The organism is Williamsia muralis, from assembly GCF_002735905.1.
GTDB lineage: Bacteria > Actinomycetota > Actinomycetes > Mycobacteriales > Mycobacteriaceae > Williamsia > Williamsia muralis_A.
Genome location: NZ_PEBD01000010.1, coordinates 1,039,912 through 1,065,418 on the forward strand (window position 1 = coordinate 1,039,912; position 25,507 = coordinate 1,065,418).

Genomic DNA, 25,507 nt, shown 5'->3' on the forward strand with positions numbered 1-25,507 from the left:
CACTTCGTGAGGAGCCCGAGATGTCAACGTTGCCGCCACTGGTCGAACCCGCTGCCGAGCTGACCCGCGACGAGGTCGCCAGATACAGCAGGCACCTGATCATCCCCGACCTCGGTGTCGACGGGCAGAAACGTCTGAAAAACGCTAAGGTGCTGGTGATCGGCGCGGGCGGACTCGGTTCCCCGGCGTTGCTCTACCTCGCGGCCGCGGGGGTCGGAACGATCGGCATCGTCGAGTTCGACGAGGTGGACGAATCGAATCTGCAGCGCCAGGTGATCCACGGGCAGTCCGATGTCGGCCGGCCGAAAGCCGATTCCGCGCGCGACTCCATCCTCGAGATCAATCCACTCGTCACGGTGAACACCCACAAGGTACGACTGGACAACGACAACGCGATCGAACTGTTCAGTGCCTACGACCTGATCGTGGACGGTACCGACAACTTCGCGACGCGCTACCTGGTCAACGATGCGGCTGTCCTCGCCGGTAAACCCTATGTGTGGGGTTCGATCTACCGGTTCGAGGGCCAGGCCTCGGTGTTCTGGGAAGATGCGCCGGGCGGCCTCGGTCTCAACTACCGCGATCTCTACCCCGAGGCCCCGCCGCCTGGGATGGTTCCGTCGTGCGCCGAGGGTGGCGTGCTCGGAATCCTGTGCGCATCGATCGGGTCGATCATGGGAACCGAGGCCATCAAGCTCATCACCGGTATCGGCGAGACGCTGCTCGGCCGGCTGATGGTGTACGACGCGCTGGACATGCGGTACCGCACCATCAAGCTCCGGAAGGATCCGGAGGCGCCGAAGATCACCGAACTGATCGACTACGACGCGTTCTGCGGTGTCGTCTCGGATGAGGGTGTCTCGGCTGCGGCCGACTCGACGCTGACCGCCGTCGAACTCAAGCAACGGCTGGACTCCGGTGAGAAGATCGCCCTGATCGACGTGCGTGAGCCGGTGGAGTGGGACATCGTCCGGATCGACGGCGCCACCCTGATCCCCAAGGGTGACATCGAGTCGGGCGAGGGGCTGGCGCAGCTCCCACAGGACCGGCCGGCGGTGCTCTATTGCAAGACCGGGATCCGGTCTGCGGAGGCGCTGGCCGCGGTCAAGAAGGCCGGTTTCTCGGACGCCACCCATCTGCAGGGCGGGATCACCGCGTGGGCCAAGCAGGTCGATCCGGCGTTGCCGGTCTACTGACGTATCTGCCACCTGCGGCAGGTAGGGGCGCTGGTGCGACGACACCTGCGCTGCCTGCTCTGAATCTCGCGGTCACGCCGGTAACGTTTGTCGGGTGACCTCTGACTTGACCTCCGTCGAGCCTCCGGAGCATGTGCTGCAGACCTTCGGGCTGACGCAACATCCCGTGGTGGCTCTCGGTGACGGCTGGGAAGGTGGTTGGCGGATCGGCGAGACAGTGTTGTCGCTGGTTCCCGACCACGCTCGGGCTGCTTGGTCGGCCAAGGTCAGAGAAACCCTGTACGTGGAAGGCGTCCGCATCGCGCGCCCTGTGCGATCGTCCGACGGCCGGTATGTGGTGTCGGGCTGGCGAGCGGACACGTACATCGCCGGAACTCCGGAACCCCGTTACGACGAGGTCGTCTCGCTGGCCGACCGGCTGCACGAGGTGACCGTCGAGCTCGAGCGCCCGAGATTCCTGATGCAGCCTCCCGCGCCGCCGTACAACGACGTCGACGTGTTCACCGCCGCCGACCGCGCGGCCTGGGACGATGTGCCGTTGCGTTCGGCAAAGGCCGCGGGCATGGGTGACCCCACGTCACCCGACGGGGTCACCAGTCTGGAGATCCTGCACACCCTCGCAAAGCTGCGCACCAAGGTGTCGTCGCCGTCCCAGCTGGTCCACGGTGACCTGTTCGGCACGGTTCTGTTCGCCGGCGCCGCGGCCCCCGGGATCACGGACATCACGCCGTATTGGCGACCCGCAGCGTGGGCGGCCGCCGTCGTGGTGGTCGATGCGCTCGCCTGGGGCGGCGCAGACGATGGTCTCGTGGACCGCTGGGAAGACCTTCCCGAGTGGCCGCAGATGATGTTGCGGGCCGTGATGTTCCGTCTTGCGGTGCACGCGTTACATCCGCGATCCACCGCTGGAGCCCTTCCCGGCCTGCAGCGCGTAGCCGACATGGTGCGCTTTCTCGTCTGACCGCACCCTCTGAGCTGCGGATATTCAGTTCGTCCCGGCAGTTGGCGGGTTTTTGCGTTCCCGCCTTCTCACGTTCGGTGGCGAACCGGAGTGAGAACACTGTGATAGTTCGGTCACTGAATGCAAAATTGCGGCAACACCCGTTTCCTACGGTTCTCCTCAGGCACCCGCCAATTCGCGCCGGACCCCTGAGGAGGGCCTAGTGACCGTTACTGGCACCAAACGAAAGCACTACATCACCGACTGGGATCCAGAAGATGTAGAGGCTTGGGACAATGGCAACGCTGCCATCGCCAAGCGCAATCTGATCTGGTCAGTGATCTGCGAACACGTCGGATTCTCGATCTGGTCCATGTTCTCGGCTCTCGCGCTGCTCCTCGGACCGGAATACGGCATCAGCCTCGACCAGAAGTTCGTCATCGGCGCCACCGCGACATTCGTCGGTTCGTGTCTGCGGATTCCCTACACTCAGGCAACCGCCATCTTCGGCGGCCGCAACTGGGCGATCTTCTCCGCGGTTGTCCTGATGATCCCCACGGGCCTGACGTTGATGCTGGTGATGAACCCCGGTGACTTCGGGTTCGGATGGTTCCTCTTCGTCGCCGCACTCACCGGCTTCGGTGGCGGCAACTTCGCCTCCTCGATGACCAACATCAACGCCTTCTACCCGCAGCGACTCAAGGGCTGGGCCCTCGGCCTCAACGCTGGTGGCGGCAACATCGGCGTCCCCGCGATCCAGTTGGTCGGCCTGTTCGTGATCTGGGTTGCTTCGGACAAGCCCGAGATCCTCTGCGCCATCTACCTGGTGCTGCTCGCGGTCGCCGGTGTGGGCGCAGCGCTCTACATGGACAACCTCGACCACCAGACCTCCAGCGGTAAGGCGATGCTCGAGACGCTGAAGTACAAGGACACCTGGATCATCTCGCTGCTCTACGTCGGAACATTCGGTTCGTTCATCGGATTCGGGTTCGCCTTCAGCCAGGTCCTCAACATCTCGTTCACCGCCAACGGCGCCACCAAGCCGGCCCTCGCCGCAGCCCAGATCGCTTGGATCGGACCACTTCTCGGGTCAATCAGCCGGCCTTACGGTGGCAAGCTCGCCGACAAGATCGGTGGCGGCAAGATCACGATGTACTGCTTCATCTCGATGGTGGCCGCGTCGTCCATCCTCGTGGCTGCCAGTGCTCTGTCCGATGCCAACGACAAGAAGATCACCGGTGGCACCCTCACCGCCTTTGTCATCGGCTTCGTGTTGCTCTTCGTCATCTCGGGTATCGCCAACGGTTCGGTGTACAAGATCATCCCGGCGATCTGGGAACACAAGGCAAAGGTCAACCCTGCGCTCAATCCGCTCGGCAAGGCCAACTGGTCGCGGTCGATGTCCGGAGCCCTGATCGGTATCGCCGGAGCGTTCGGTGGACTCGGCGGCGTGGCCATCAACCTGGTCCTGCGAGACAGCTACAAGTCGAATCAGTCTGCTACGCAAGCATTCTGGATCTTCCTGGCCTTCTATGTGGTGGCTGCCGGCATCACCTACTGGTTCTACGTCCGCCGGTCGATCGAGATCACGGACAAGGCCCGCGAGCTCGACGAGTCGACCGCCACGTCCCCGGTCACCGCCTGATCATGACTGCGCAAACCGTGTCCATCGATCTGCCCCTCGGCGAGCCGGGCAACCGCTCCGCCGGCGAGTTCGCCGGGGGGTCGGTCGGGACCGCCACACACTGCCCGTATTGCGGTCTGCAGTGTGCGATGAACATCAGCGGCAACGGTGCCGCCGATGCCGAGGTCACGCCGCGGCAGTTCCCCACCAACCGGGGCGGTCTGTGCCAGAAGGGTTGGACCGCAGCCGATGTGCTGCGCAACCCCAACCGCCTGACCGCCCCGTTGGTGCGGCGCGACGGAGTGCTGACGCCCACGACATGGGACGATGCCCTCGACGTGGTGGCCTCGGGGTTCGCGCGGGCACGACGTGAGTACGGAGCCGACTCGGTCGCGATCTTCGGCGGCGGCGGGCTGACCAACGAAAAGGCCTACCAGCTGGGCAAGTTCGCCCGAGTGGCACTGGGCACGTCGAACATCGACTACAACGGCCGCTTCTGCATGAGCTCGGCCGCCGCGGCAGGAATCAAGTCGTTCGGGATCGACCGGGGACTGCCGTTTCCGCTCGCCGACCTCGGCTCGGCCGAGTGCATCGTCATCCTCGGCGGCAATGTCGCGGAGACGATGCCGCCGATGGTCGGGCATCTGATGACCGCGGCCCGGGCCGGAGGTCTGGTGGTCGCCGACCCGCGGCGTACCTCGACGGTGGAGCGGGCGGTGTCCGACGGCGGGGTGCACCTGCAACTGTCGCCGGGTACCGACCTGCCCCTGGCTCTGGGGCTGGCGCACATCGCGGTCACCGAGGGGTACGCCGATCTCGACTACATCGCCGACCGTACCAACGGGTTCGACGACTTCTGGCGTGCCGCCGCGCAGTGGTGGCCCGAACGCACCGAACGCGTAACCGGCGTTCCGGTGAGCGCGATGCGTCGTACGGTGGCGATGCTCGCGGACGCCCGGGCGGCCGGTAAGGGTGCATATGTGCTCACAGCTCGTGGGGCCGAACAGCATTCGAGTGGCACCGACACGGTGAGCGCTGTGATCGGTTTGTCCTTGATCTTGGGCCTGTGTGGACGTGAGGGCAGCGGTTACGGCTGCATCACCGGTCAGGGCAATGGTCAGGGCGGACGCGAACACGGTCAGAAGGCTGATCAGTTGCCGGGTTATCGCAAGATCACCGACCCCGCTGCGCGCGCGCACGTCGCCCGGGTGTGGGGCATCGATCCCGAGGATCTACCGGGCGCAGGCAAGAGCGCGTACGAGTTGCTGGAGTCGCTGGGGCAACCCGGTGGGCCCAAGATGCTCATGGTGCACGCTTCCAACCTGGCCGTGTCCGCGCCGCGGGCGGGACATGTGGTCGAGCGCCTGGAGTCGCTGGAAATGCTGGTGGTCAACGACTTCCTGCTGTCAGAGACAGCGAAGTTGGCCGACGTGGTGCTGCCGGTCCTGCAGTGGGCAGAAGAAGAGGGCACCATGACCTCCCTGGAGGGGAGGGTCCTACGTCGGCGCCAAGCCATTCCGGTCCCCGAGGGAACCCGCAGTGAACTGGAGGTCCTGTCGGAGCTTGCCACCCGTCTCGGCCAACCGGCACACCGCTTTCAGACAGATCCCCGCGACGTCTTCGACGAGTTGCGCGCGGCATCTGCGGGTGGCGCAGCCGATTACGCTGGAATCACCTACGAACGACTCGACAATGATGAAGCGCTCCACTGGCCGTGCCCCACCATCGGCCATCCCGGTACGCCCCGCATCTTTCTCGACCGGTTCGCCACCGATGACGGGCGCGCACAGTTCATCCCGGTCGACTACAGCGGTCCGACCGAACCTGTCGACGCGGAGTATCCGCTGGTGTGCACCACTGGCCGCGTGCTCACCCACTACCAGTCCGGTGCACAGACCCGCTACGTCAAAGACCTCGCCGACGCAGCCGGTCCGATGTTTGTGGAGGTGAACACCGACACCGCAGAACGCCTCGGGGTCGATGACGGTCAGCAGGTGCGTGTCATCTCGCGGCGGGGGACGATGACCGCTGCGGCACGCTGCGTCGAGTCACTGCGACCGGACACGGTGTTCCTGCCCTTTCACTACGCGGGTGACCAGCGGGCCAACCTGCTCACCAATCCCGAGTTGGACCCCACCAGTCGCATGCCCGAGTTCAAAGCCTGCGCGGTGCGACTGGAACCGCTGGAATCCCTGGAGACGCAGCGTAGCGGAGCTCGACCAATCGCTGGGAAGACGCAGCGTAGCGGAGCTCGACCAGTAGTCGGGGAGACGCAGCGTAGCGGAGCTCGACCAATCGCCGGGGAGACGCAGCGTAGCGGAGCTCGACCAGTAGTCGGGGAGGTCTCATGACCAAGCGTGTGGTGATCATCGGAAACGGAATGGCCGGCGCCCGATTGCAGGAGGAACTGCACCGGCGGGATCCCGCGGGTGAGCACGTCACCAGCGTGGTCATCGGCGACGAACCCGGATCGGCGTACAACCGCATCCTGATGTCGAATGTGGTGGCCGGCCGGATCACGCCGGCCGACACCAGGCTTCGCGCCGACAACTGGTACTCCGAACGGAACCTGCAGACGCACACCGGTGTTCGGGTCGAGCGTGTGGACCGCGACACCAAGACCGTGCACTGCGACGACGGCACGGTGCACGGCTACGACAGTCTGGTCTTCGCCACCGGCAGCCGTGCTTTCATCCCGCCGATCGACGGCGCGCTCGCGAAATCGGGCCGCCCGATAGAAGGGGTGATCGCGTTCCGCAATCTTGCCGACTGCGAATCGATCGTGTCCTCGCTCCGCGAGGGAACACGAGTGGTTGTTGTCGGTGGCGGCCTTCTCGGACTCGAGGCCGCGCGCGGCGCGCTGCTGCGCGGGGCACAGGTGACGGTTGTCCATCCACGGAGCTTCCCGATGGAGAAGCAGATGGACGGCGCGGGCGGCGCAGTGCTGACCCGTGTATTGCGTGAGATCGGGATGGACGTGGTGCTCGGCAGCCGGGTCACCGCCGTCCGGGACGACCCGGGAACAGGCCGGGAAGTGGTGCTCACCGACGGCTCCACTCTGGGCGCCGACCTCGTGATCGTCACCGCCGGCATCGCCCCCAACGTCGAGCTCGCCACCGCTGCAGACCTCGCTGTCGAACGCGGTATCAAGGTCGACGATCATCTGCGTACAAACGACCCGTCGATCTACGCGATCGGCGAATGCGCCCAGCATCGCGACATCGTCTACGGCTTGGTGCAGCCGGGCTGGGAGATGGCCGAGACGGTGGCGCAGAACCTGCTCGGTGACCAGCAGGCCGCTTATGAGGGGACGCAGCAGATCCTGCGTCTGAAGGCACACGACGTGGATCTCGCGTCGATGGGGGAAGTGGACACCGACCCCAATGACCTCGACGCCGAGGTGCTGACCCTGTCCGATCCTCATCGCGGGCGTTACGCGAAAGTGGTTGTGCGCAAAGACCGTCTGGTCGGCGCGGTACTGCTCGGCAATCCCGAGGTGGTGGGCACCATCACGCAGTTGTTCGACTCCGGCGCGCCGGTGCCCAGCGATCGGATGCGTCTGCTGCTCGGTCACCTCATCGGTGGCGCAACCGAATCGGCGAGTCCGGCCCAGATGCCGGGCGACGCGATCATCTGCCGGTGCAACTCGGTGTCCAAGAAGAACCTGACCGATGCGTGGCGCAAAGGTGCGCGCAGCCCCATGGCGATGGCCGATGCCACCAGGGCCACAACAGGTTGCGGCAGTTGTGAATCCGTCGTCGAGGGACTTTGTGAATGGCTGGCGACAGCCGATGCCTGAGAGACCAACAGAAGTACGAGGAGGGGTACCAGTGCCCAGCAAAACAGTTGTGGTGGTAGGCCATGGAATGGTCGGCCATCGGTTCGTGCAGGAACTCCGCGAACGTGACGTCACCGACCAGTGGCGTGTGGTCGTCGTCTGTGACGAACCCAGCCCTGCCTACGACCGTGTCGGACTCTCGTCTTATGTGAACAGTTGGGATCCCGACGCGCTGGCGCTCGAGGGCAACACCTACCCGGGCGACCCGTTGGTGACCATGCTGGTGGGCCGGTCGGTCACCGCCATCAATCGGGTGGCGCGTACGGCGGTCCTCGACGACGACTCGAGCATCGTGTTCGACGCGTTGGTGATGGCGACCGGTTCGTATCCGTTTGTGCCGCCGGTGCAGGGCGCCGATTCGCCGAACTGTTTCGTCTACCGCACACTCGACGACCTCGACAAGATCCGTGCCACCGCGGAGGCGGCGCCGGCAGGGGCCAACGCGGTGGTTGTGGGGGGCGGCCTGCTCGGGCTCGAGGCGGCCAACGCACTCAAGCTGCTCGGACTCAAACCACATGTGGTGGAGTTCGCGCCGCGGCTCATGCCGCTGCAGGTGGACGAGGGTGGCGGCGCGTTGCTTGCGGGCCTCGTCACCGAACTCGGGGTGAGTGTGCACACCGGTGTCGGGACCACGGCCATCGAACCTGCCGGCGACAACACGTTGCACGTCACTCTCTCCGACGGCAGCAGCATCGACAACGCTGCCCTGCTGGTGTTCTCGGCCGGCATCCGGCCCCGCGACCAGCTGGCACGCGACGCGGGCCTCGAAGTGGGTGAGCGCGGCGGGGTCCTGGTAGACGACGGATGCCGCACGGCCGATCCCGACATCTACGCCATCGGCGAGGTCGCCGCGGTCAACGGTGTCTGCTACGGACTGGTCGCCCCGGGGTACAGCACCGCCGAGGTCGTGGCCGACCGGCTCCTGGGTGGCAAATCCGAGTTCCCGGGCGCGGACCTGTCCACCAAACTCAAGGCGCTCGGCGTGGATGTTGCGAGTTTTGGTGACGCGATGGGCGCGTCCGAAGGTGCGCTCGAGGTGGTCTTCAATGATCCCGTCGCCGGTACCTACGCCAAAGTTGTTGTCTCCGATGATGCCAAGACCCTTCTCGGTGGGGTGCTCGTCGGCGACGCCGGCCAGTACGCGCTCCTCAAACCGATGGTCGGTGGCCCGTTGCCCGGCGATCCCGCAGCGCTGATCGCGCCGGCTGCCGGCGAAGGTGTGGGTCTGTCGGCCCTCCCGGATTCCGCCGAGATCTGCTCGTGCAACGGGGTCAGCAAAGGCGACATCTGCGGCGCGATCGCTCATGGCGCCCAGGACGTCACCGCGGTGAAAACATGCACCAAGGCGGGCACCACCTGCGGTGGCTGTATCCCGTCGATCAACCGCTTGCTGGCCGATTCCGGTGTCGCGGTGTCGAAGTCGTTGTGCGATCACTTCCACCAGTCGCGCAGTGAACTCTTCGAGATCGTCCAGGCGACCGGTATCCGGACCTTCACCGACCTCGTGGCACGGTACGGCAAGGGCGGGGGATGCGAGATCTGCAAGCCGACCGTGGCCTCGATCCTCGCCTCCACCTCGAGCGACCACATCCTGTCGGGAGAGCAGGCCGCTCTGCAGGACACCAACGACCACTTCTTGGCCAACATGCAGAAGAACGGCACGTATTCGGTCGTGCCACGGATGCCCGGCGGCGAGGTCACCGCGGAGCAGCTGATCGTGATCGGCGAGGTGGCCAAGGAGTTCGGGCTCTACATCAAGGTGACCGGCGGTCAGCGGATCGACATGTTCGGGGCCAGGGTGGAGCAGTTGCCGCTGATCTGGCGCAAGCTCGTCGACGCGGGCATGGAGTCCGGTCAGGCCTACGGCAAGAGCCTGCGCACGGTGAAGAGTTGTGTCGGTACGAGCTGGTGCCGCTACGGCGTGCAGGATTCGGTGGGCATGGCCGTCGATCTCGAAAAGCGTTACCGCGGTCTGCGTTCGCCCCACAAGATCAAGTTCGGGGTGTCCGGTTGTGCCCGAGAGTGTGCCGAGGCCCGCGGTAAAGACGTGGGCGTCATCGCCACCGAACACGGGTGGAACCTGTATGTGGGCGGCAACGGTGGTCAAAGCCCCGCGCACGCACAGCTTTTGGCTTCCGGCATCGACGACAGGACGCTTGTCGCCTACATCGACCGATTCCTGATGTTCTACATCCGCACCGCGGACCGGCTGCAGCGCACGGCGCCGTGGATCGATTCGCTCGAGGGCGGTCTCGAACACCTCAAGGCCGTCGTGTGTGATGACAGCCTGGGAATCGCAGCCGAACTCGAAACGGCGATGGAGTCGCACGTCGCCGGGTACAAGGACGAATGGTCCGGAGTCCTCGAAGACGAGGAGAAGCTGTCCCGGTTCGTCTCGTTCGTCAACGCACCTGCCCAGCCGGACCCCACCATCGAGTTCTCGGAAGGTAGCGGACGCAAGGTACCGGTACTCTTGGGAACACCGCAGCCCGGCGTACGCCCGCCGGCGAACGGAGGAAGCTGACCATGAGTCTCGTTGATGACACTCGGGTTGATGAAGTCGCAGTCACATGGACCGCGGCGTGCCCGTTCGACCAGCTCGTACCAGGAAGGGGAGTGGCCGTGCTCCTGCCCGGGGACGAACAGGTGGCCTTGTTCCGTCTCACCGACGACACCCTTTTTGCCGTGGGGAACATCGACCCCTTCGGACGTGCAGCGGTGATGTCTCGCGGCCTGGTCGGGGACCGCGCCGGTGAGCCCACTGTGGCCTCCCCGTTGCTCAAGCAAGTTTTCTCCCTGGTCGACGGACGTTGCCTCAGCGACGAATCCGTTGTCCTGCCGGTGTACGACGTACGGATCAAGGCCGGTCTCGTTCAGGTCAAGCCACATCGAGTGCAAACGCCGATCGCGTGAGACATGGAGGTCTAGTGAAAGCGGGTGATCGAATCGCCGACTGCGAATCCGGTCCATTGACCGGATTCACGATCGGCATCACGGCAGCCAGGCGTGCCAACGAGTTCGCCGCGTTGCTGGAACGACGCGGCGCGCAGGTGGAGCACGCCCCGGCGATCGAGATCATCCCGCTGGCCGACGACGCAGAGTTGCGGTCGGTCACCGACCAGATCATCGCCAACGCGCCGGAGATCGTCGTTGCCACAACCGGTATCGGGTTCCGTGGGTGGATGGAGGCGGCCGAGGACTGGGGTGTGGCGGAGCGCTTGATCGCCGCACTCGAACCCACCCGGCTGCTGGCGCGCGGGCCGAAAGCGAAGGGCGCAATCCGCGCCGCCGGGTTGCGGGAGGAATGGTCGCCGCCCAACGAATCGTCGAGTGAAGTTCTCGAGCACCTGCTCGACGAGGGTGTCGAGGGTACCCGGGTGGGCGTGCAGCTGCACGGCGCCACCACCGAGTGGGAGCCACTGCCCGACTTCTGCGAGGTGTTGCGCGAGGCGGGTGCAGAGGTACTGCCGATCCCGGTCTACCGGTGGCTGCCGCCGCAGGACACCACTGCGATGGACCAGATGATCTCGGCCATCGTGGGTGGTGAGCTGGACGCGGTGTCGTTCACCAGCGCTCCGGCCGTCGCATCGATGCTCGGTCGAGCCCAGGACACGGGGCGGCTCGATGCGCTTCTGGACGCTCTGCGAACCGACGTCCACGTCATGTGTGTGGGGTCGGTCACCGCCGGCCCGCTCGCGGCGTTGCGTGTGCCCACCTCGCGGCCGAATCGCTTTCGCCTCGGTGCTCTCGCCCGGCACATCGCCGAAGAGTTGCCCCGCCGGGTGCCGACTCTGCGTGTCGCCGGTCACGACATGTCGATCCGCAGTCGCTCGGTGATGGTCGACGGCGAGCTCCGGCCGCTGTCGCCGGCAGGTCTGACCTTGCTCAAAGCCCTGGCGCGTCGCCCCGGCAGGGTGGTGTCACGGCATGCGCTGCTCACCGAACTTCCAGGAGGCGGCGGCGACACCCACGCGGTGGAGACCGCCATGGCACGCCTGCGAGCGGGCCTCGGCGACCCCCGGATGATCCAGACCGTTGTCAAACGTGGCTACCGCCTCTCCGTCGACGTCGAGTACGAGGAAGGGGAAAACGCATGAGAATCAAGGGGATCGACGCGCAACCCATCCTGGTCGCACATGGGACCCGCTCCGAACAAGGCGTATCGATGATCGCGGACCTTGCGGACAAGGTCTCGACCCAGATCGGTAGTACGCGGGTTGCGTTCGTCGACGTACTCGGCCCTTCGCCGTCAGAGGTGTTGCGCGGGATCGACGGGCCAGCGGTGGTCGTCCCGGCGTTCCTGGCCTCCGGCTATCACGTCCGCAAAGATCTACCCGAGCACATCGAGGCCAGCGGCCATCAGGGCGTCTCCGTCTCGCGGTCGTTGGGTCCCGATCCCGAACTGGCGCGGGTCTTGGCGTTGCGTTTGTCCGAAAGTGGCTGGCGCCGAGGCGATTCCGTTGTGCTCGCCGCGGCGGGGTCATCCGATCTGTTCGCGCTCGGCCAGGTCCGGCGTGCCGCCAACCTGCTGGGCACGATGATCGGCGAGCCGGTTCCGGTCGGGTATGTGGCCACTGCCCAGCCGCGCATCGCGGACGTCGTCGCCGACACCAGGGCTCGCACCGGGCGCCGCGTGTTCATCGCCTCATACTTGTTGGCGCATGGGCTGTTTCACGATCGGCTCCACGACGCAGGCGCTGATGGCGTGGCTCAGCCCCTGGGTACCGACCCCCGTGTCGTCGACCTGGTCGTGCGCCGGATGAGGTCGGTGCGCCCCGTGGTCGCCGCCGGTCTCTGAGCCCCCCGACCCGCCCCCTACACAAAATTCGCGCCACCTACCGTCATCCGCGCCGGCTACAACCGGTGCGAACCTCGGCAGGTGGCGCGAATTTTGTGTAGGGGCGGGTCAGGCGAGGTCGGCTCGGGCGATTTTCATGTCGACTCGGCCGTCGAACACTGGAACACCCTCGGCGCGAAGGTTGTCGAGCTGGCGGTCACGCAGGTGCGGAGCCGGTGTCCCGGCGGCGCTGATCACCCGGTGCCACGGTAGATCAGCAGAGTCGGTTCGCATGATCCATCCGACGATGCGGGGGCTCGACAGGCCCGCGGCCGCTGCCACGTCGCCGTAGGTGGTCACCTTCCCGGCAGGTACCGAGGCGACGATCGCGCGTACCCGTTCGACCTGATCGTCGGTGATCTTCGCCATCAGCTCTCGGATCGTGGACGCGCCAGGGCCTCCGCGACCAGGCGCGCGGTCAGTTCGGGGCGGGCGAAGGGAACCATGTGGTCGCAGTCCTCCTCGTACAGCGAGAAGAGCTCCCCTTGTTGTGCCGCAAGCGCTTCGAGTAGATCGGCGGTGACGTACGGCGGTTGCACGCGCAAGGCCTGAACCAGATCGACCGGCATGTGCGGTGGGGGTAGCACAAAGGGTCGGGCCAATTCGCTCCATGTGGTGACCACGGTCCCCGGGTGGACGCGCCAGCTCATCCGGCCGCCTGCGGCGGTCAGGTGGTCGGCGACCTCTCGATCCAGCAGTTCCGGAGGTAGTTCGGCCCATGATTCGCCCAGCTTCTCCGCACGTGCGGCTGCCTCATCTGGGTAGTCGTGATGGGTGATGTAGCTGGTGGCGATGTCCATGAGCCGGGCGGGTTCGAGGCCGATGGCCGGGTCGAGCAGCACCAGCGCCCGGATGCGCTCGGGGACCAGGCGTGACAGATGCAGGGCAAGTGCTCCACCGAAGGAATGACCCACCAGGACCACAGGGAAGGACGCGTGGGCCTCGACCACGTCCGCCAGGGCAGCCACGTGTGCGTCGATGGACCACGGCGGTTCCCAGGTCGAGAAGCCGTGTCCGAGCAGGTCCGGGGCGATGATCCTGGCGTCGGGCAGCGCTGCGGCGAGGTCCGCCCACCGCTTGCCGTGGCCGGTGACGCCATGCAATGCGAGTACGGGGTCGCCGTCTGCGGGGCCGTACAGTTCCACGTTCAAACCAGCCATGGACCAATCGTGCCCGACCGTGGTCGCGCACGCAGTACCGACCCGGGCGCGGGTGGGCGATGGTGGCGCGGTCGACATGTCGGTCACCCGTGACACCATCGTGGAGGAACCAGAGGAAGGAGACCGTGTGCCAGCCATGACGACGCGACTGGTGTCGGCGCCCATCCCTCCTGCGCAACCGCGTACCTGGCCAGAGCGGGTGCAATCGTTGATCGACCGTCCCGGCGGCGCCGCGTCACCGGGTTTTCATCCACTGCGGGTGCACGGAGGCCCGGGCACGGGAAAGACGTCACTGATCGTCGACATCGCGGTGGCCCGTCTTGCCGACCCGGGGATCGATCCGGAGTCGCTGCTGGTCCTGGCCGCCGGGCGGCGGGCAGCCACCGAGTTGCGCGAGCAGATCACCGCGCGACTGCTGGCTCAGCGCGCCGGGGGAGCGGGCCGCGCTCCGCGAGCCACCCGCGAGCCGATCGTCCGCACCGTCCACTCCTATGCGTTTGCGGTGCTTCGCCTGCAGGCGGCCGCACACGACAATCCGCCGCCGCGCCTGATCACCGGCGCCGAGCAGGATGCGGTGTTGCGGGAACTCTTGGCCGGCGACATCGAGGATGGTGCCGGCTACTGGCCGCCACGACTGCGCCCGGCTCTGGGTACCAGCGGGTTTGCACAGGCATTGCGGGACATGATGATGCGGGCCGCCGAACGCGGTGTGGGGCCCGAGGACCTGATGGCGCTGGGACGCAAGCACAAGCGCCCGGAGTGGGAGGCGGTCGGCAAGGCCTACCGTCAGTACGAGCAGAGCGGTCTGCTGCGGGGGGCGGTCGGGCTGGAGGCACCACAGGCGACCGCGCCCGCAGTCGACGCCGCAGAGCTGGTGGGCTCTGCTCTCACAGCATTCGCGACCGACCCCGATCTGCTGCGGCGCGAGCGAGCGCGGGTGCGGTACCTGCTGGTGGACGACGCCCAGCACCTCGATCCGCAGGCGGCCACCCTCGTCGAGCTGATCGGGGCGGGAACACACCAGACGGTGGTCGCCGGAGACGGTGATCAGGCGATCTACGGCTTTCGTGGGGCCAGTTCGCGGTTTCTCGACGAACTCGACGACCCGGAGCGAGACATCCTGCTCGACAACAACTTCCGTTCGAGCAAACCCATCAGCGACCTGGGCGCGGCGATCGCCGCCCGGCTCCCGGGTCCCCGTCGGCGCCGAGCCGAGGCCGCCGACCGGGGTGGGCCGGTGCCCGTGGTCAAGATCTACGGATCGGCCGCCAAAGAGGCCACGGCCATCGCCGACATGATGCGCCGGGCGCACCTCTACGACGATGTCCCGTGGTCGGAGATGGCTGTCATCGTCCGATCGGTACCCCGCGCGATGGCGCCTCTGCGGCGCGCGCTGCGCTCGGCCGGTGTGCCGGTGATGACACCGGCCAGCGAGATCCCACTCGCACGTCAACGCTCGGTGGCGGCCATGCTGCTGGCCCTGCGCGCGGTGTCGGAACCGCTGGAACCGGAGGAAGCGCTCGAACTGCTCGCGGGACCCATCGGAGGCGCCGACCCGGCTGCGCTGCGGCGGCTACGGCGTGGACTGCGTCGTATCGAGACCGAATCCGGCGGAGACCGCGACTCCGCGTCGGTCATCGCCGAACTGGTCACCGGCCGCCGGGTGCGAGTCGAGCATGACCCCATCGATGTCGACCACTACCTCGACGGGCTGACCGACGCCGAGAAGCAGCCGCTGGCAAGGGTTCTCACGGTCATCGGCGCAGCTCGCGTAGCGTACGAGAACCGCCGCGGTATCGAGGAGATCCTCTGGGAGGCATGGCAGGCCACCGGACTCGGCCCGCGATGGTCGAACCAGGTGATGCGCCGCGACCACGGACCCGGTGGTGCGCAGGCCGATCGGGACCTCGATGCGATGGTGGCGCTGTTCGACGCGGCGGCGAGCTTCACCGACAGCCTGCCCGCCGCGACACTCGGTGGGTTCCTGGATTACCTCGGGGCGTTGCAGATCCCCACCGAATCCCGCATGGCGCAGGCGTCATCGGACGCCGTCACGGTGTTGTCCGCCCACGCGGCCACCGGTCGCGAATGGGACGTCGTGGCGGTGGCGGGTGTTCAGGATGGTTTGTGGCCCAGCCTGCGCAGCCGGGGGAGCATTCTCGGCACCGGACAGTTGGTTGATCTTCTCGATGGCGTGGACGCCGATGCGCTGGACACCATCTCGCGCACCGCGATGGCTCTCGCCGAGGAGCGTCGACTGCTGTTGGTGGCATGCACGCGGGCTCGCGATCGACTGATGGTCAGTGCTGTCGATGACGGGAGCGGAGATGCCGCGCCCTCACGGTTCGTCGGCGAACTGGCCGCGATCGTCGAGAAGGGCGCCGTGGACGACGATGAGATCGAACTGGAGCTCCCGGTGGAGCCAGGTCTGCGGCGGGTGCTGTCGCTGTCGTCGTTGGTTGCCGAGTTGCGTGCCGAGGTGTGCGCAGCCACCGATACGCCTACGGAACGGGCGAGAGCCGCCGCGGACATGCTCGCCGAGCTTGCCGACGCCGGTGTTCCGGGTGCGCACCCGGACCAGTGGTACGGCCTCGCTGCTCCCAGTTCGGAGATCCCTCTGTGGTCGGAGTCGTCTGGGCCGCTGACCCTTTCGCCGTCCAGTGTCGAGGCGCTGGGAACCTGCTCGCTGCGCTGGATGCTGGAGCGGTACGGCGGCCGCGACGGCGATTCGCGGCCGGCCGTCGCCGGAACGCTTGTCCACACACTCGTGCAGGCCGTCGCCGGAGAGATCCCACCCGACGATGTCACCGCTGCACTGCGGCGCGTCTGGGACCAGGTGGATGTCGGGGCACCATGGTTCTCGCGTCGTGAACTCGAACGCACCGAGGAGATGCTCACCAACTTCCAGCGCTGGCTGAAGGTGTCCCGCGAGACGCTCACCGAGGTGGGTGTCGAGGTGGACGTGGATGCGCGTATCGAACCCGCCACGGTCCAGGACGCCGACGGCGAGACCGTCGACATGCCCGAGGTGCGGTTACGCGGGCGCATCGACCGGCTCGAACAGGACAGCGCCGGACGCCCGGTGGTGGTGGATGTGAAGACCGGCAAGACCACGCTGTCGGTGCAGGCCGCCCAGGAGCACGCGCAGCTGGCCACCTATCAGCTCGCCTTGCGGCTCGGTGGCGTGCAGGCTGTCGGACCGGTCGAGCCAGGTGGTGGATCGCTCGTCTACGTCAACAACTCGAACAACAAAACCGGTGCGGCGCAACGTGATCAGCCGCCCCTGTCGGAAGAGCAGGTAGAGCAGTGGCTCGCCGTGGTGCGGGCGGCCGCCCACCGCAGTATCGGGCCGCAGTTCGTGGCCACCGTGAACGACGGATGCGGGCACTGTCCACTCACCGCGAGCTGTCCGGCCCAACTCGACGGCAGGACCGTGACCGATGGCTGACACCGGAACGATGACAAGGACTTCCGCCCGGGTCCTGTCGGCGGCACTCGGTCTGCCCTCGCCCACCGATGAGCAGGTCGAGGTGATCGAGGCGCCGATGGAGCCCGTGCTGGTGGTCGCGGGGGCGGGTGCAGGCAAAACCGAGACCATGGCTTCCCGGGTGGTGTGGCTGGTGGCCAACCGTCTGGTCGAGCCGGACGCAGTGCTGGGCCTGACCTTCACCCGGAAGGCCGCCCAAGAACTCGCCGCGCGTATCCGCCGACGGTTGTCGATGCTCGCGGGGTCGCCGGCGATGCAGAACTGGGACCCCGACGGCACGTTGCGTGGCCGACTTCGGTCGGCAGACCCGCAGGTGAGTACCTACCACGCCTACGCCGGCAGGCTGATCGCCGACTACGGATTGCTACTGCCCGTCGAACCCTCGGCCACCCTGCTCGGCGAAACCGAACTGTGGCAGCTGGCGTTCTCGGTGGTGGCGGGGTGGACCGATGACCTCGAGACCACCAAAACCCCTGGCGGCGTGACCGAATCAGTACTGAAGCTCTACAGCGAGCTTGCGGAGCACCTGGTGGACCTCGACCAGCTCGCCACTGCGGGCGACTCGCTCTACGAGCTCATCGACACGCTGCCCCCGACCGGCAGGCAACGCCCCGAGCCGCCTCAGAAGCTCCGGTCCATCCAATCCGTCATCGATGAGCGGCGGGCGTTGATGCCGCTGGTGGCCGCGTTGGGCGCCGCGATGCGCGAGGCGAACGTGCTCGACTTCGGTAGTCAGATGTCGCTGGCTGCCCAACTCGTCGCACGTCACCCGGAGGTGGGCGAGTCCGAACGCGCCGCCATCGGCGCGGTGTTGCTCGACGAATACCAGGACACCGGGCATTCGCAGCGAGTGCTGCTGTCGGAGCTGTTCGGAACGCCGCCCGGGGTGACGCGGGGCGCCGGAATCGCGGTGACCGCGGTCGGTGACCCGATCCAGTCGATCTATGGCTGGCGTGGCGCGTCGGCTGCCAACCTGCCCCGCTTCACCACCGATTTCCGTTGCAGTGACGGAACTCCCGCGCAACGCCTGGAACTCCTGACCAGCTGGCGCAACGCCCGCCACGCCCTCGACATGGCCAACGCCGCGTCCGAGGAGCTGCGACGGCGGGGTGTGCCGGTGAGCATCTTGCGGCCGCGAGACGATGCTCCGACCGGGACCATCACCATGGCTCTGACCGAGACCGTGGTGCAGGAGCGTGAGTGGATCGTCGACCAGATCGAAGCCGAGTACAACCGTGCCGAGGGTCCACCGCCGACGGTGGCGATCCTGGTGCGCCGCAACGAGGATTCGGCGCCGCTCGCGGCCGAACTCACCGATCGTGGCATCGCGGCGGAAGTGGTCGGCATCGGCGGTCTGCTGGGTGTACCGGAGGTCCGGGACGTGGTGGCGATGCTCCGTCTGATGGCTGATCCCATGGCGGGGACGGCTGCCGTGCGACTCCTCACCGGACCGCGGTGGCGGCTCGGGGCGCGTGACATCGCTGCCCTGTGGGCGCGTGCGCGGGACCTCGCCGCCGGTACCAACATCGTCACCGGCACGATGACGAGTCTGGAAGAACTCGACAGCGCACTTGATTCCGCGGTGCCCACCGAGGTGGTGGACCAAGCCGGTCTCGGTGATGCACTGGCCGACCCTGGTCCGGCGCAACGGTATTCACCCGACGGGTACCGCAGGATCAAATCATTCGGTCACCAGCTGACCATCCTGCGGGCTCGGATGGGGCAACCGTTACCCGAGTTGGTCGCCGAGGTGGAGAGGGTCATCGGCGTCGATGTCGAGGCGCAGATCCGGGCACGGGGTCTGCGAGGCAACATCACCGGCCGCGAACACCTCGACGCCTTCGCCGAGTACGTGGCCGACTACACCGAACGGTCGGCCGCCACGCTGCCTGGACTGCTCGCCTTTCTCGAGTCTGCCGCCGACATCGAGAAGGGTCTGGAACCGGGCAAGGTCGAGATCGCCGAAGACCGCGTTCAGATCCTCACCGTGCATGCGGCCAAGGGCCTCGAATGGGACGTGGTGGTGATCGCGCATCTGTGCGCGAACATCTTCCCTGGTGGAAAGGCCGACGGGACCTGGCTCGGTAGTGCGCGGGAACTGCCTGCGGAGTTGCGGGGCGACCTCGCCGAGACGCTGGGCGCCGAAGGCTTCCCGCCGCTGGAGCTGTCCGAACTCGACAACCGCAAAGAACTCGAGGACGCAATCGAGGCCCACAAGGACGCTTTGCGCAACCGCAAGCTCGAAGAGGATCGGCGACTGCTGTACGTGGCCTTGACGCGGACCAAGAGGGCATTGATCATCTCGGGGCATCACTGGTCCGACGGCGGCGACAAACCTCGTGGACCCTCGATCTTCTTGACCGAGTTGCACGACATCGCTTCTCGGCTGATCGAGACCTCGAGCGACGGCGCACCGGGATTGACCATCGCGGGCTGGGCAGCGCCTCCCGAAGAGAACGCGGACAATCCCTTGGCGGCGTTGACCGCCGGCGTGCCGTGGCCCGCTGATCCGCTCGGTTCCCGCCGTCCTGGCATCGAGCGTGGCGCCGACCTCGTGCGCGCCGCGTTGCGAGCCCGGGGCGAGCCGGCCCTCTTCGACATGGGCGCCGAACCCGAACCCGACCTGTCGGCCGACGACCCGCAGGTCCGCGATTGGGCCAACGACCTCGCGGTGCTGCTCACCGAACGGGAAAGTGGCCTCGGTACCGACATCGAGGTGATGATGCCGCAACATCTGTCGGTCAGCCAGCTCGTCGAACTGGACAAGGACGAGGAGACCTTTGCCCGGCGCCTGCGTAGGCCGCTGCCGTTCAAACCCAATCCGCTGGCCCGCCGCGGCACCGCCTTCCATGCCTGGGTGGAACGGAGGTTCGGCGCCACCCGACTGCTCGACATCGACGAGTTGCCGGGAGCGGCCGATGCCGAAGGGGGCTCGGACGCCGACCTGGAGGTGCTGCGGGAGCAGTTCCTCCGATCCCGGTGGGCCGCAAGGAACCCCATCGAGGTCGAGGTGCCGTTCGAGACGGTCATCGCCGACACCATCGTCCGGGGTCGGATCGATGCGGTGTTCGCCGAACCGGATGGCGGCTTCACCGTGGTGGATTGGAAGACCGGTGCCCGACCGACTGCGGCACAGGAGAAGTCGGTGTTCGTCCAGCTCGCTGCCTACCGGGTGGCCTGGGCGGAACTGACCGGTGTCGACCTGGAGAAGGTGCGGGCGGCGTTCCACTACGTACGGTCGAACACCACGCTCGAACCCGCTGACCTGCCCGACCGCACCGGGCTGGCCGACCTCATCAGACGTGAGAAGCGAGAACGACCCTGAACCGGTCAGACCTTGGGTGCGGTCTTCCAGACCCGCCATCCCGCCCACACCATGGGGAACTGGAAGGGCAGGCGAGCCCACGCGACCAGCCGGTAGGGCAGCGGTTTGTTGCGGTAGATGCGCACCATGTTGATGTTCCCGGGGTACACGCCGATGAACAGAAGAACCGAGAACAGTCCGGCGAAGCGACGGGTCCGGGGAGCGAGAAGGGCGCCGCCGACCGCGAGTTCCACAACACCGGAGCCATACGTATAGGCACGCGGATTACCTGGCAGTTCCTCGGGGATCAGGTCATCGAACGGTTTGGGTGCGAGGAAGTGCAAGGCGCCGATTCCCAACAGGCCGATGCCCATCCGCTTCGCCAACGTCGCATCATCGGGAAACGTCAACTGCCGCAACTTGTGCTTGCCACTGTTCATGCGTCCACCATGCCTGATGGTGACGAGATCGGTGTTGATTACCACCGGTGCGGAAAAGGACTACAGTCCCCACTTGTGCGTACGCAATTATCCCGGCGCCGTGTCGGCGCCCTCGTCGGGAGGCATTGATGCCCGCAGGCAGGCTCCGCCGGCGGTTCAAGAGCGAAGAGCTGACCGACATGCCCGACCACGCGCTGGTCGGTGTCGTCCGTATCCCCGAGATGCAGTCCAGCCCGGGTCGGGCGATCTCCCGGCGGGTCATCTTCGCCCTGGTCGCCCTCTTCGCCGCCGTCTTCATCGTCTACCTCGACCGCGATGGTTATCGAGACGTCCAGGACAGCGAACTCTCGTTCCTCGACTGTCTGTACTACGCCACTGTGTCGCTCTCGACCACTGGCTACGGCGACATCACCCCGTTCACCCCGGAGGCACGACTGATCAACGTGCTGGTGATCACGCCGCTACGCGTCATGTTCCTGATCGTGTTGGTCGGCACCACGTTGGAAGTGCTGACCGAGCGATCCCGTCAAGCTCTCAAAATTCAGCGTTGGAGGAACAAGGTGCGTAATCACACCGTGGTGATCGGGTACGGGACCAAGGGCAAGACAGCAGTCAAGGCGATGATCGCCGACGGTCAGAAGCCCTCGGAAATCGTTGTGGTGGACGGTGACCAGACAGTGCTCGACAACGCTGCCGCCAAGGGGCTCGTGACCGTGCGCGGTGACGCGACCCGATCCGACGTGCTGCGACTAGCGGGCGCGCAACATGCGTCCTCCATCATCGTGGCCGCGAACCGCGACGACACGGCAGTCCTGGCGACGTTGACCGCTCGCGAACTCGCTCCGAACGCGAAGATCGTCGCATCCATCCGCGAAGCGGAGAACACCCACTTGATCCGTCAATCGGGCGCCGACTCGGTGGTGGTGAGTTCGGAGACCGCCGGCCGCCTCCTGGGGTTGGCCACCAGCACTCCCACCGTCGTGCAGGTGATCGAGGACCTCCTGACTCCTGACGAGGGTTTTGCGATCGCCGAGCGGGACGTGGAACCGGACGAGGTAGGTGGGTCGCCCCGGCACCTGTCCGAGATCGTCCTCGGCGTGGTGCGGGAAGGCACGCTGCACCGTATCGACGACAGCAAGGTCGACGCGATCGAACGCGGTGATCGACTGCTCTATGTGCGGCAGGGCCAGGGATGATCGAACTACCCGGCCGAGACGAGATCGATCCGAGGCGAGAGGTGAATCCGCTTGCGGCGATTTGAGTTCGACAAGCCACCGATGTTGTCGCGCGCGGTGTACAACCGTGCGGACGAGATCAGGCACGACAAGCAACGACTGACAGAAGGATGGCCGCACGCCCTGCTCCTACAGATCGACCCGTCGGGCCGGTATCCGGTGGGCGAGGACGGTCTTGGCTGGATCATGGCAGTGGACGTCGGTGACGAACCCCCGCCGGAGGCGGTGTTCCTCGGCCTGCATCCCGAAGAGGGCACCGATATGTGGGCCATGCGGTTCGACGTCATCGACGGGCCGAAGGACGACCCACGGCGTGGCGCGCAGCTCCTCGGCGCCGACGAGGCCGGAGTCCTGTCCACCGCGCTGGGAGTGCTCAATTGGCATGACTCAGCCCGTTTTTCGCCGGTCGACGGGAATCCGACCGAACCTGCGAAGGGCGGCTGGGTCCGCCGCAACACCATCAGTGGCCGCGAGGAATTCCCCCGAACGGACCCGGCGATCATCACGGTGGTCCACGATGGCGCCGACCGGATACTGCTCGGCAGACAGTCGCAGTGGCCTGAGCGCTGGTTCTCGACGCTGGCCGGATTCGTCGAGCCCGGTGAGTCGCTGGAGCAATGTGTGGTGCGTGAGGTGCACGAAGAGGTGGGACTGGACTGTTGGGATCCGCAATACGTGGGGTCGCAGCCGTGGCCCTTTCCCCGGTCCCTGATGGTGGGATTCGAGGTGACCGCAGACCCGGATCAGGCTCTCGATTTCATCGACGGCGAGATCGCGGACGCCGAGTGGTTCAGCCGCGCCGAGGTCCTCGAAGCGCTCGAAGCCCAGCAGGACTGGATGGGAGCCGACGGCAAACCGATCATCGACGACGCACGGCTGAGATTGCCGGGATCGATCTCGATCGCGAGCGCGCTCATTCGCGCCTGGGCCCATACCCCCGCAGACAAGGACCGCCCGGCGTCCCGTGGTGGGGGAGCCGGGCAGTCGGAGCCGGGGCGGTTGACGCAACCGCCCGACACGTCGGGCGGTGCCTAGACCCCGAGCTTCTTACGGACGTCGGCAACCGTCGGGTTCGTCGCGGTGCTGCCATCGGCGAACTTCACGGTGGGAACCACGTGGTTGCCGCCGTTCACACTGCCGACGAAGTCGGCGGCACCGGGGTCCTGCTCGATGTCGATTTCCACCCACTCGATGCCCTGACTGCGCAGGCCCATCTTCAGGCGCTTGCAGTACCCGCACCAGGTGGTGGTGTACATGGTCAAAGTCGCGTTCTCGGTAGTCACGCCTACATAACACCACGACCGCCACAGCTGTTCCCGTCCGCTGCGGCGGGCGGACGCAGTGGTGTCGGCCCTCGTTGGAATACTGGGCACATGGACTCACTGGACCCCGAACAGCAGGCGGCGGTGCTCGCCCCTCGCGGCCCGGTGTGTGTGCTCGCAGGTGCCGGCACCGGCAAGACGCGCACGATCACCCGGCGGATCGCGCACCTGGTCGGCGACGGTCATGTGCGGGGCAGTCAGGTGCTGGCGGTCACGTTCACGGCGCGCGCCGCCGGAGAGATGCGGACCCGGCTCCGTTCACTGGGAATCGCCGGGTCGGGTAACGCAGTGCAGGCGTTGACATTCCACGCCGCGGCCATGCGGCAACTCAGGTACTTCTGGCCGCAGGCGATTGGCGACAACCGGTGGGAATTGCTCGACAACAAGTTCCCCGTGGTGTCCCGCGCGGCCCGGTCGGCGGGTGCGCCCACCACCACCGACTCTCTGCGTGACCTGATCTCGGAGATCGAGTGGGCAAAAGGCTCGTTGATCGGGCCGGACCAGTACGCCGTGGAGGTGTCCAAGTCGCGGCGAGAGGCGCCGATGCCTGCGGAACAGGTCGCACTGGTCTACGAGCGATATGAACAACTCAAGGTGTCACCCTCAGGAGATCAGCTCCTCGACTTCGACGACCTGCTGCTCATGACGCGCGCCATCCTCGACGACCATCCGGTGGTCGCCGAGGAGTTCCGCGACCGGTATCGCTGTTTTGTGGTCGACGAGTATCAGGATGTGACACCCGCGCAGCAGGCGCTGCTCAACGCCTGGCTCGGTGAGCGCGACGATCTGACGGTGGTGGGTGACGCCAATCAGACGATCTACTCGTTCACCGGCGCGACCCCGAGCTATCTTCTCGACTTCTCCCGGCGCTTCCCGGAGGCGATGGTGGTCCGGCTCGAGCGCGACTACCGATCCACTCCGCAGGTGGTCGGTCTGGCCAACCGCGTGATCGGGGCCGCCCGAGGTCGCATCGCGGGTACCCGCCTGCAGCTCATCGGGCAACGACCGCCCGGACCCGCGCCGGATTTCGCCGAGTACGACGACGAGCCGGCTGAAGCGGCTGCCGTCGCGAAGGCGATCAAACGGTTGATGGCCCAAGGTGTTCCCGGATCCGAGATCGCGATCCTGTATCGCATCAACGCCCAGTCCGAAGCCCACGAGCAGGCGCTGACGGCGGCAGGCATCCCGTACCAGGTACGTGGAGGCGAGGCGTTCTTCGCCCGATCGGAGATCCGGCAGGCGATGCGGGCCGTGCAGCAGACCGCAGGCCGCGACGACCTGCCTGCTGAGGCCGATGTGGTCACCTTGCTGCGGGCCATCCTCGTGCCGCTCGGTCTGAGCGACGAACCGCCGGCCGGTGCCCAGGCGCGGGAGCGCTGGGAGTCGCTGCGGGCCTTGCTGAATTTGACCGAGGAGATGGTGCACGAGAACGAGCACCTGACCCTGACCGAGTTGTCCCGCGAGTTGGCAGCCCGTGCTGAAGCGCGGCATCCGCCGACGGTGCAGGGTGTCACGCTGTCGTCGCTGCACGCCGCCAAGGGCCTCGAATGGGACGCCGTGTTCTTGGTGGGCATGGTGGATGGCTCCGTGCCGATCAGCCAGGCGATCAACGCAGGCGATGCGGCTATCGAGGAAGAACGGCGGCTGCTGTACGTCGGCATCACCCGGGCCCGCGAACACCTGCAGCTGTCGTGGGCGCTCGCGCGCAACGAGGGTGGGAGGCGTTCGCGGCGCCGGTCGAGGTTTCTGGCCGATCTCGTTCCAGACGACTCGCCCGCCTCCCGGATCGCCGAACCGAAACGGAAACGAACGGGGCCACGCTGCCGAGTCTGCGGTAAAGCGCTTCTCGGCAAGACCGCCTCGCTTTTGGGCCGATGCGAGAGTTGTCCGTCCGACCTCGACGAGGGTTTGCTGGTCGCTCTCAAGGAGTGGCGCAGCGGCAGGGCCAAGGAACAGAAGGTCCCGGCCTACGTGGTGTTTTCCGACAACACACTGATCGCCATCGCCGAGCAGCAACCCGGGGATGTGCCTGCGCTCGTTGCCATACCGGGGATCGGCGCGAAGAAATTGGACCAATACGGCGAGGACTTGCTCGCCTTGGTCCGCGACAACGGCGCGGGCTGA

Annotated in this window: 18 protein-coding genes; 14 read left to right on the forward strand and 4 right to left on the reverse strand. The window is 66.5% G+C overall.

All coding sequences use genetic code 11. The features are described from left to right. Nucleotides 1-20 precede the first annotated feature (20 nt). The 9 genes from moeZ (at nucleotide 21) to CSW57_RS18395 (ending at nucleotide 12,396) form a co-directional block, all read left to right on the forward strand. The gene (gene moeZ, locus CSW57_RS18355; protein ID WP_099384019.1) at nucleotides 21-1,196 is read left to right on the forward strand and encodes an adenylyltransferase/sulfurtransferase MoeZ; all 1,176 of its coding nucleotides are present in this window, start codon (nucleotides 21-23) and stop codon (nucleotides 1,194-1,196) included. A gap of 106 nt (nucleotides 1,197-1,302) precedes the next feature. After that, nucleotides 1,303-2,157 carry a TIGR02569 family protein gene (locus CSW57_RS18360; RefSeq protein ID WP_099384593.1) on the forward strand — a complete coding sequence of 285 codons (855 nt, stop codon included), beginning with the start codon at nucleotides 1,303-1,305 and terminating at the stop codon, nucleotides 2,155-2,157. A gap of 202 nt (nucleotides 2,158-2,359) precedes the next feature. After that, nucleotides 2,360-3,781, forward strand: coding sequence for a nitrate/nitrite transporter (locus CSW57_RS18365; RefSeq protein ID WP_099384020.1), 1,422 nt, complete (start codon nucleotides 2,360-2,362; stop codon nucleotides 3,779-3,781). A gap of 2 nt (nucleotides 3,782-3,783) precedes the next feature. Beyond that, nucleotides 3,784-6,111, forward strand: a complete 2,328-nt coding sequence (locus CSW57_RS18370) for a molybdopterin oxidoreductase family protein (RefSeq protein WP_099384021.1) — start codon at nucleotides 3,784-3,786, stop codon at nucleotides 6,109-6,111. Then, nucleotides 6,108-7,559, forward strand: coding sequence for an FAD-dependent oxidoreductase (locus tag CSW57_RS18375; RefSeq protein ID WP_099384022.1), 1,452 nt, complete (start codon nucleotides 6,108-6,110; stop codon nucleotides 7,557-7,559). Before CSW57_RS18370 ends, CSW57_RS18375 begins: the two co-directional genes overlap by 4 nt. 67 nt (nucleotides 7,560-7,626) lie before the next feature. Beyond that, nucleotides 7,627-10,122, forward strand: a complete 2,496-nt coding sequence (nirB, locus tag CSW57_RS18380) for a nitrite reductase large subunit NirB (RefSeq protein WP_370624009.1) — start codon at nucleotides 7,627-7,629, stop codon at nucleotides 10,120-10,122. 2 nt (nucleotides 10,123-10,124) lie between these two features. Continuing rightward, nucleotides 10,125-10,511, forward strand: coding sequence for a nitrite reductase small subunit NirD (gene nirD / locus CSW57_RS18385; RefSeq protein WP_099384024.1), 387 nt, complete (start codon nucleotides 10,125-10,127; stop codon nucleotides 10,509-10,511). Between the two features lie 14 nt (nucleotides 10,512-10,525). Next, nucleotides 10,526-11,695: a uroporphyrinogen-III synthase gene (locus CSW57_RS18390; protein WP_223249337.1), complete on the forward strand. Its 1,170-nt coding sequence runs from the start codon at nucleotides 10,526-10,528 to the stop codon at nucleotides 11,693-11,695. Continuing rightward, nucleotides 11,692-12,396 carry a sirohydrochlorin chelatase gene (locus CSW57_RS18395; RefSeq protein ID WP_099384025.1) on the forward strand — a complete coding sequence of 235 codons (705 nt, stop codon included), beginning with the start codon at nucleotides 11,692-11,694 and terminating at the stop codon, nucleotides 12,394-12,396. Before CSW57_RS18390 ends, CSW57_RS18395 begins: the two co-directional genes overlap by 4 nt. A gap of 108 nt (nucleotides 12,397-12,504) precedes the next feature. Here the strand turns inward: CSW57_RS18395 and CSW57_RS18400 are convergent, their stop codons facing one another. Both CSW57_RS18400 and CSW57_RS18405 read right to left on the reverse strand, forming a co-directional pair. Continuing rightward, nucleotides 12,505-12,804, reverse strand: a complete 300-nt coding sequence (locus tag CSW57_RS18400; protein WP_099384026.1) for an MGMT family protein — start codon at nucleotides 12,802-12,804, stop codon at nucleotides 12,505-12,507. Continuing rightward, the gene (locus tag CSW57_RS18405) at nucleotides 12,804-13,595 is read right to left on the reverse strand and encodes an alpha/beta fold hydrolase (protein WP_099384027.1); all 792 of its coding nucleotides are present in this window, start codon (nucleotides 13,593-13,595) and stop codon (nucleotides 12,804-12,806) included. The genes CSW57_RS18400 and CSW57_RS18405 overlap by 1 nt, the downstream gene beginning before the upstream one ends. Before the next feature lie 76 nt (nucleotides 13,596-13,671). Here CSW57_RS18405 and CSW57_RS18410 point away from each other — a divergent pair, with 76 nt between their 5' ends. Together CSW57_RS18410 and CSW57_RS18415 are read left to right on the forward strand one after the other, a co-directional pair. After that, nucleotides 13,672-17,043, forward strand: coding sequence for an ATP-dependent helicase (locus CSW57_RS18410; protein ID WP_099384595.1), 3,372 nt, complete (start codon nucleotides 13,672-13,674; stop codon nucleotides 17,041-17,043). Beyond that, complete coding sequence (locus CSW57_RS18415; protein ID WP_223249338.1) at nucleotides 17,036-20,407, forward strand: ATP-dependent helicase; 3,372 nt, start codon at nucleotides 17,036-17,038, stop codon at nucleotides 20,405-20,407. Before CSW57_RS18410 ends, CSW57_RS18415 begins: the two co-directional genes overlap by 8 nt. Nucleotides 20,408-20,412: 5 nt before the next feature. Here the strand turns inward: CSW57_RS18415 and CSW57_RS18420 are convergent, their stop codons facing one another. Next, nucleotides 20,413-20,826 carry a DoxX family protein gene (locus CSW57_RS18420; RefSeq protein ID WP_030164462.1) on the reverse strand — a complete coding sequence of 138 codons (414 nt, stop codon included), beginning with the start codon at nucleotides 20,824-20,826 and terminating at the stop codon, nucleotides 20,413-20,415. A gap of 128 nt (nucleotides 20,827-20,954) precedes the next feature. Between CSW57_RS18420 and CSW57_RS18425 the strand changes: the two genes are divergently transcribed. Both CSW57_RS18425 and nudC read left to right on the forward strand, forming a co-directional pair. Continuing rightward, nucleotides 20,955-22,022: a potassium channel family protein gene (locus tag CSW57_RS18425; RefSeq protein WP_099384028.1), complete on the forward strand. Its 1,068-nt coding sequence runs from the start codon at nucleotides 20,955-20,957 to the stop codon at nucleotides 22,020-22,022. A gap of 51 nt (nucleotides 22,023-22,073) precedes the next feature. After that, nucleotides 22,074-23,096: an NAD(+) diphosphatase gene (gene nudC / locus CSW57_RS18430; protein WP_099384029.1), complete on the forward strand. Its 1,023-nt coding sequence runs from the start codon at nucleotides 22,074-22,076 to the stop codon at nucleotides 23,094-23,096. Here the strand turns inward: nudC and CSW57_RS18435 are convergent. After that, nucleotides 23,093-23,317: a mycoredoxin gene (locus tag CSW57_RS18435; protein ID WP_099384030.1), complete on the reverse strand. Its 225-nt coding sequence runs from the start codon at nucleotides 23,315-23,317 to the stop codon at nucleotides 23,093-23,095. The two genes, nudC and CSW57_RS18435, sit on opposite strands and share 4 nt — an antisense overlap. 117 nt (nucleotides 23,318-23,434) lie before the next feature. Here CSW57_RS18435 and CSW57_RS18440 point away from each other — a divergent pair, with 117 nt between their 5' ends. After that, a complete protein-coding gene (locus tag CSW57_RS18440) occupies nucleotides 23,435-25,507 on the forward strand; it encodes an ATP-dependent DNA helicase UvrD2 (RefSeq protein ID WP_099384031.1) in 2,073 nt (690 codons plus the stop codon).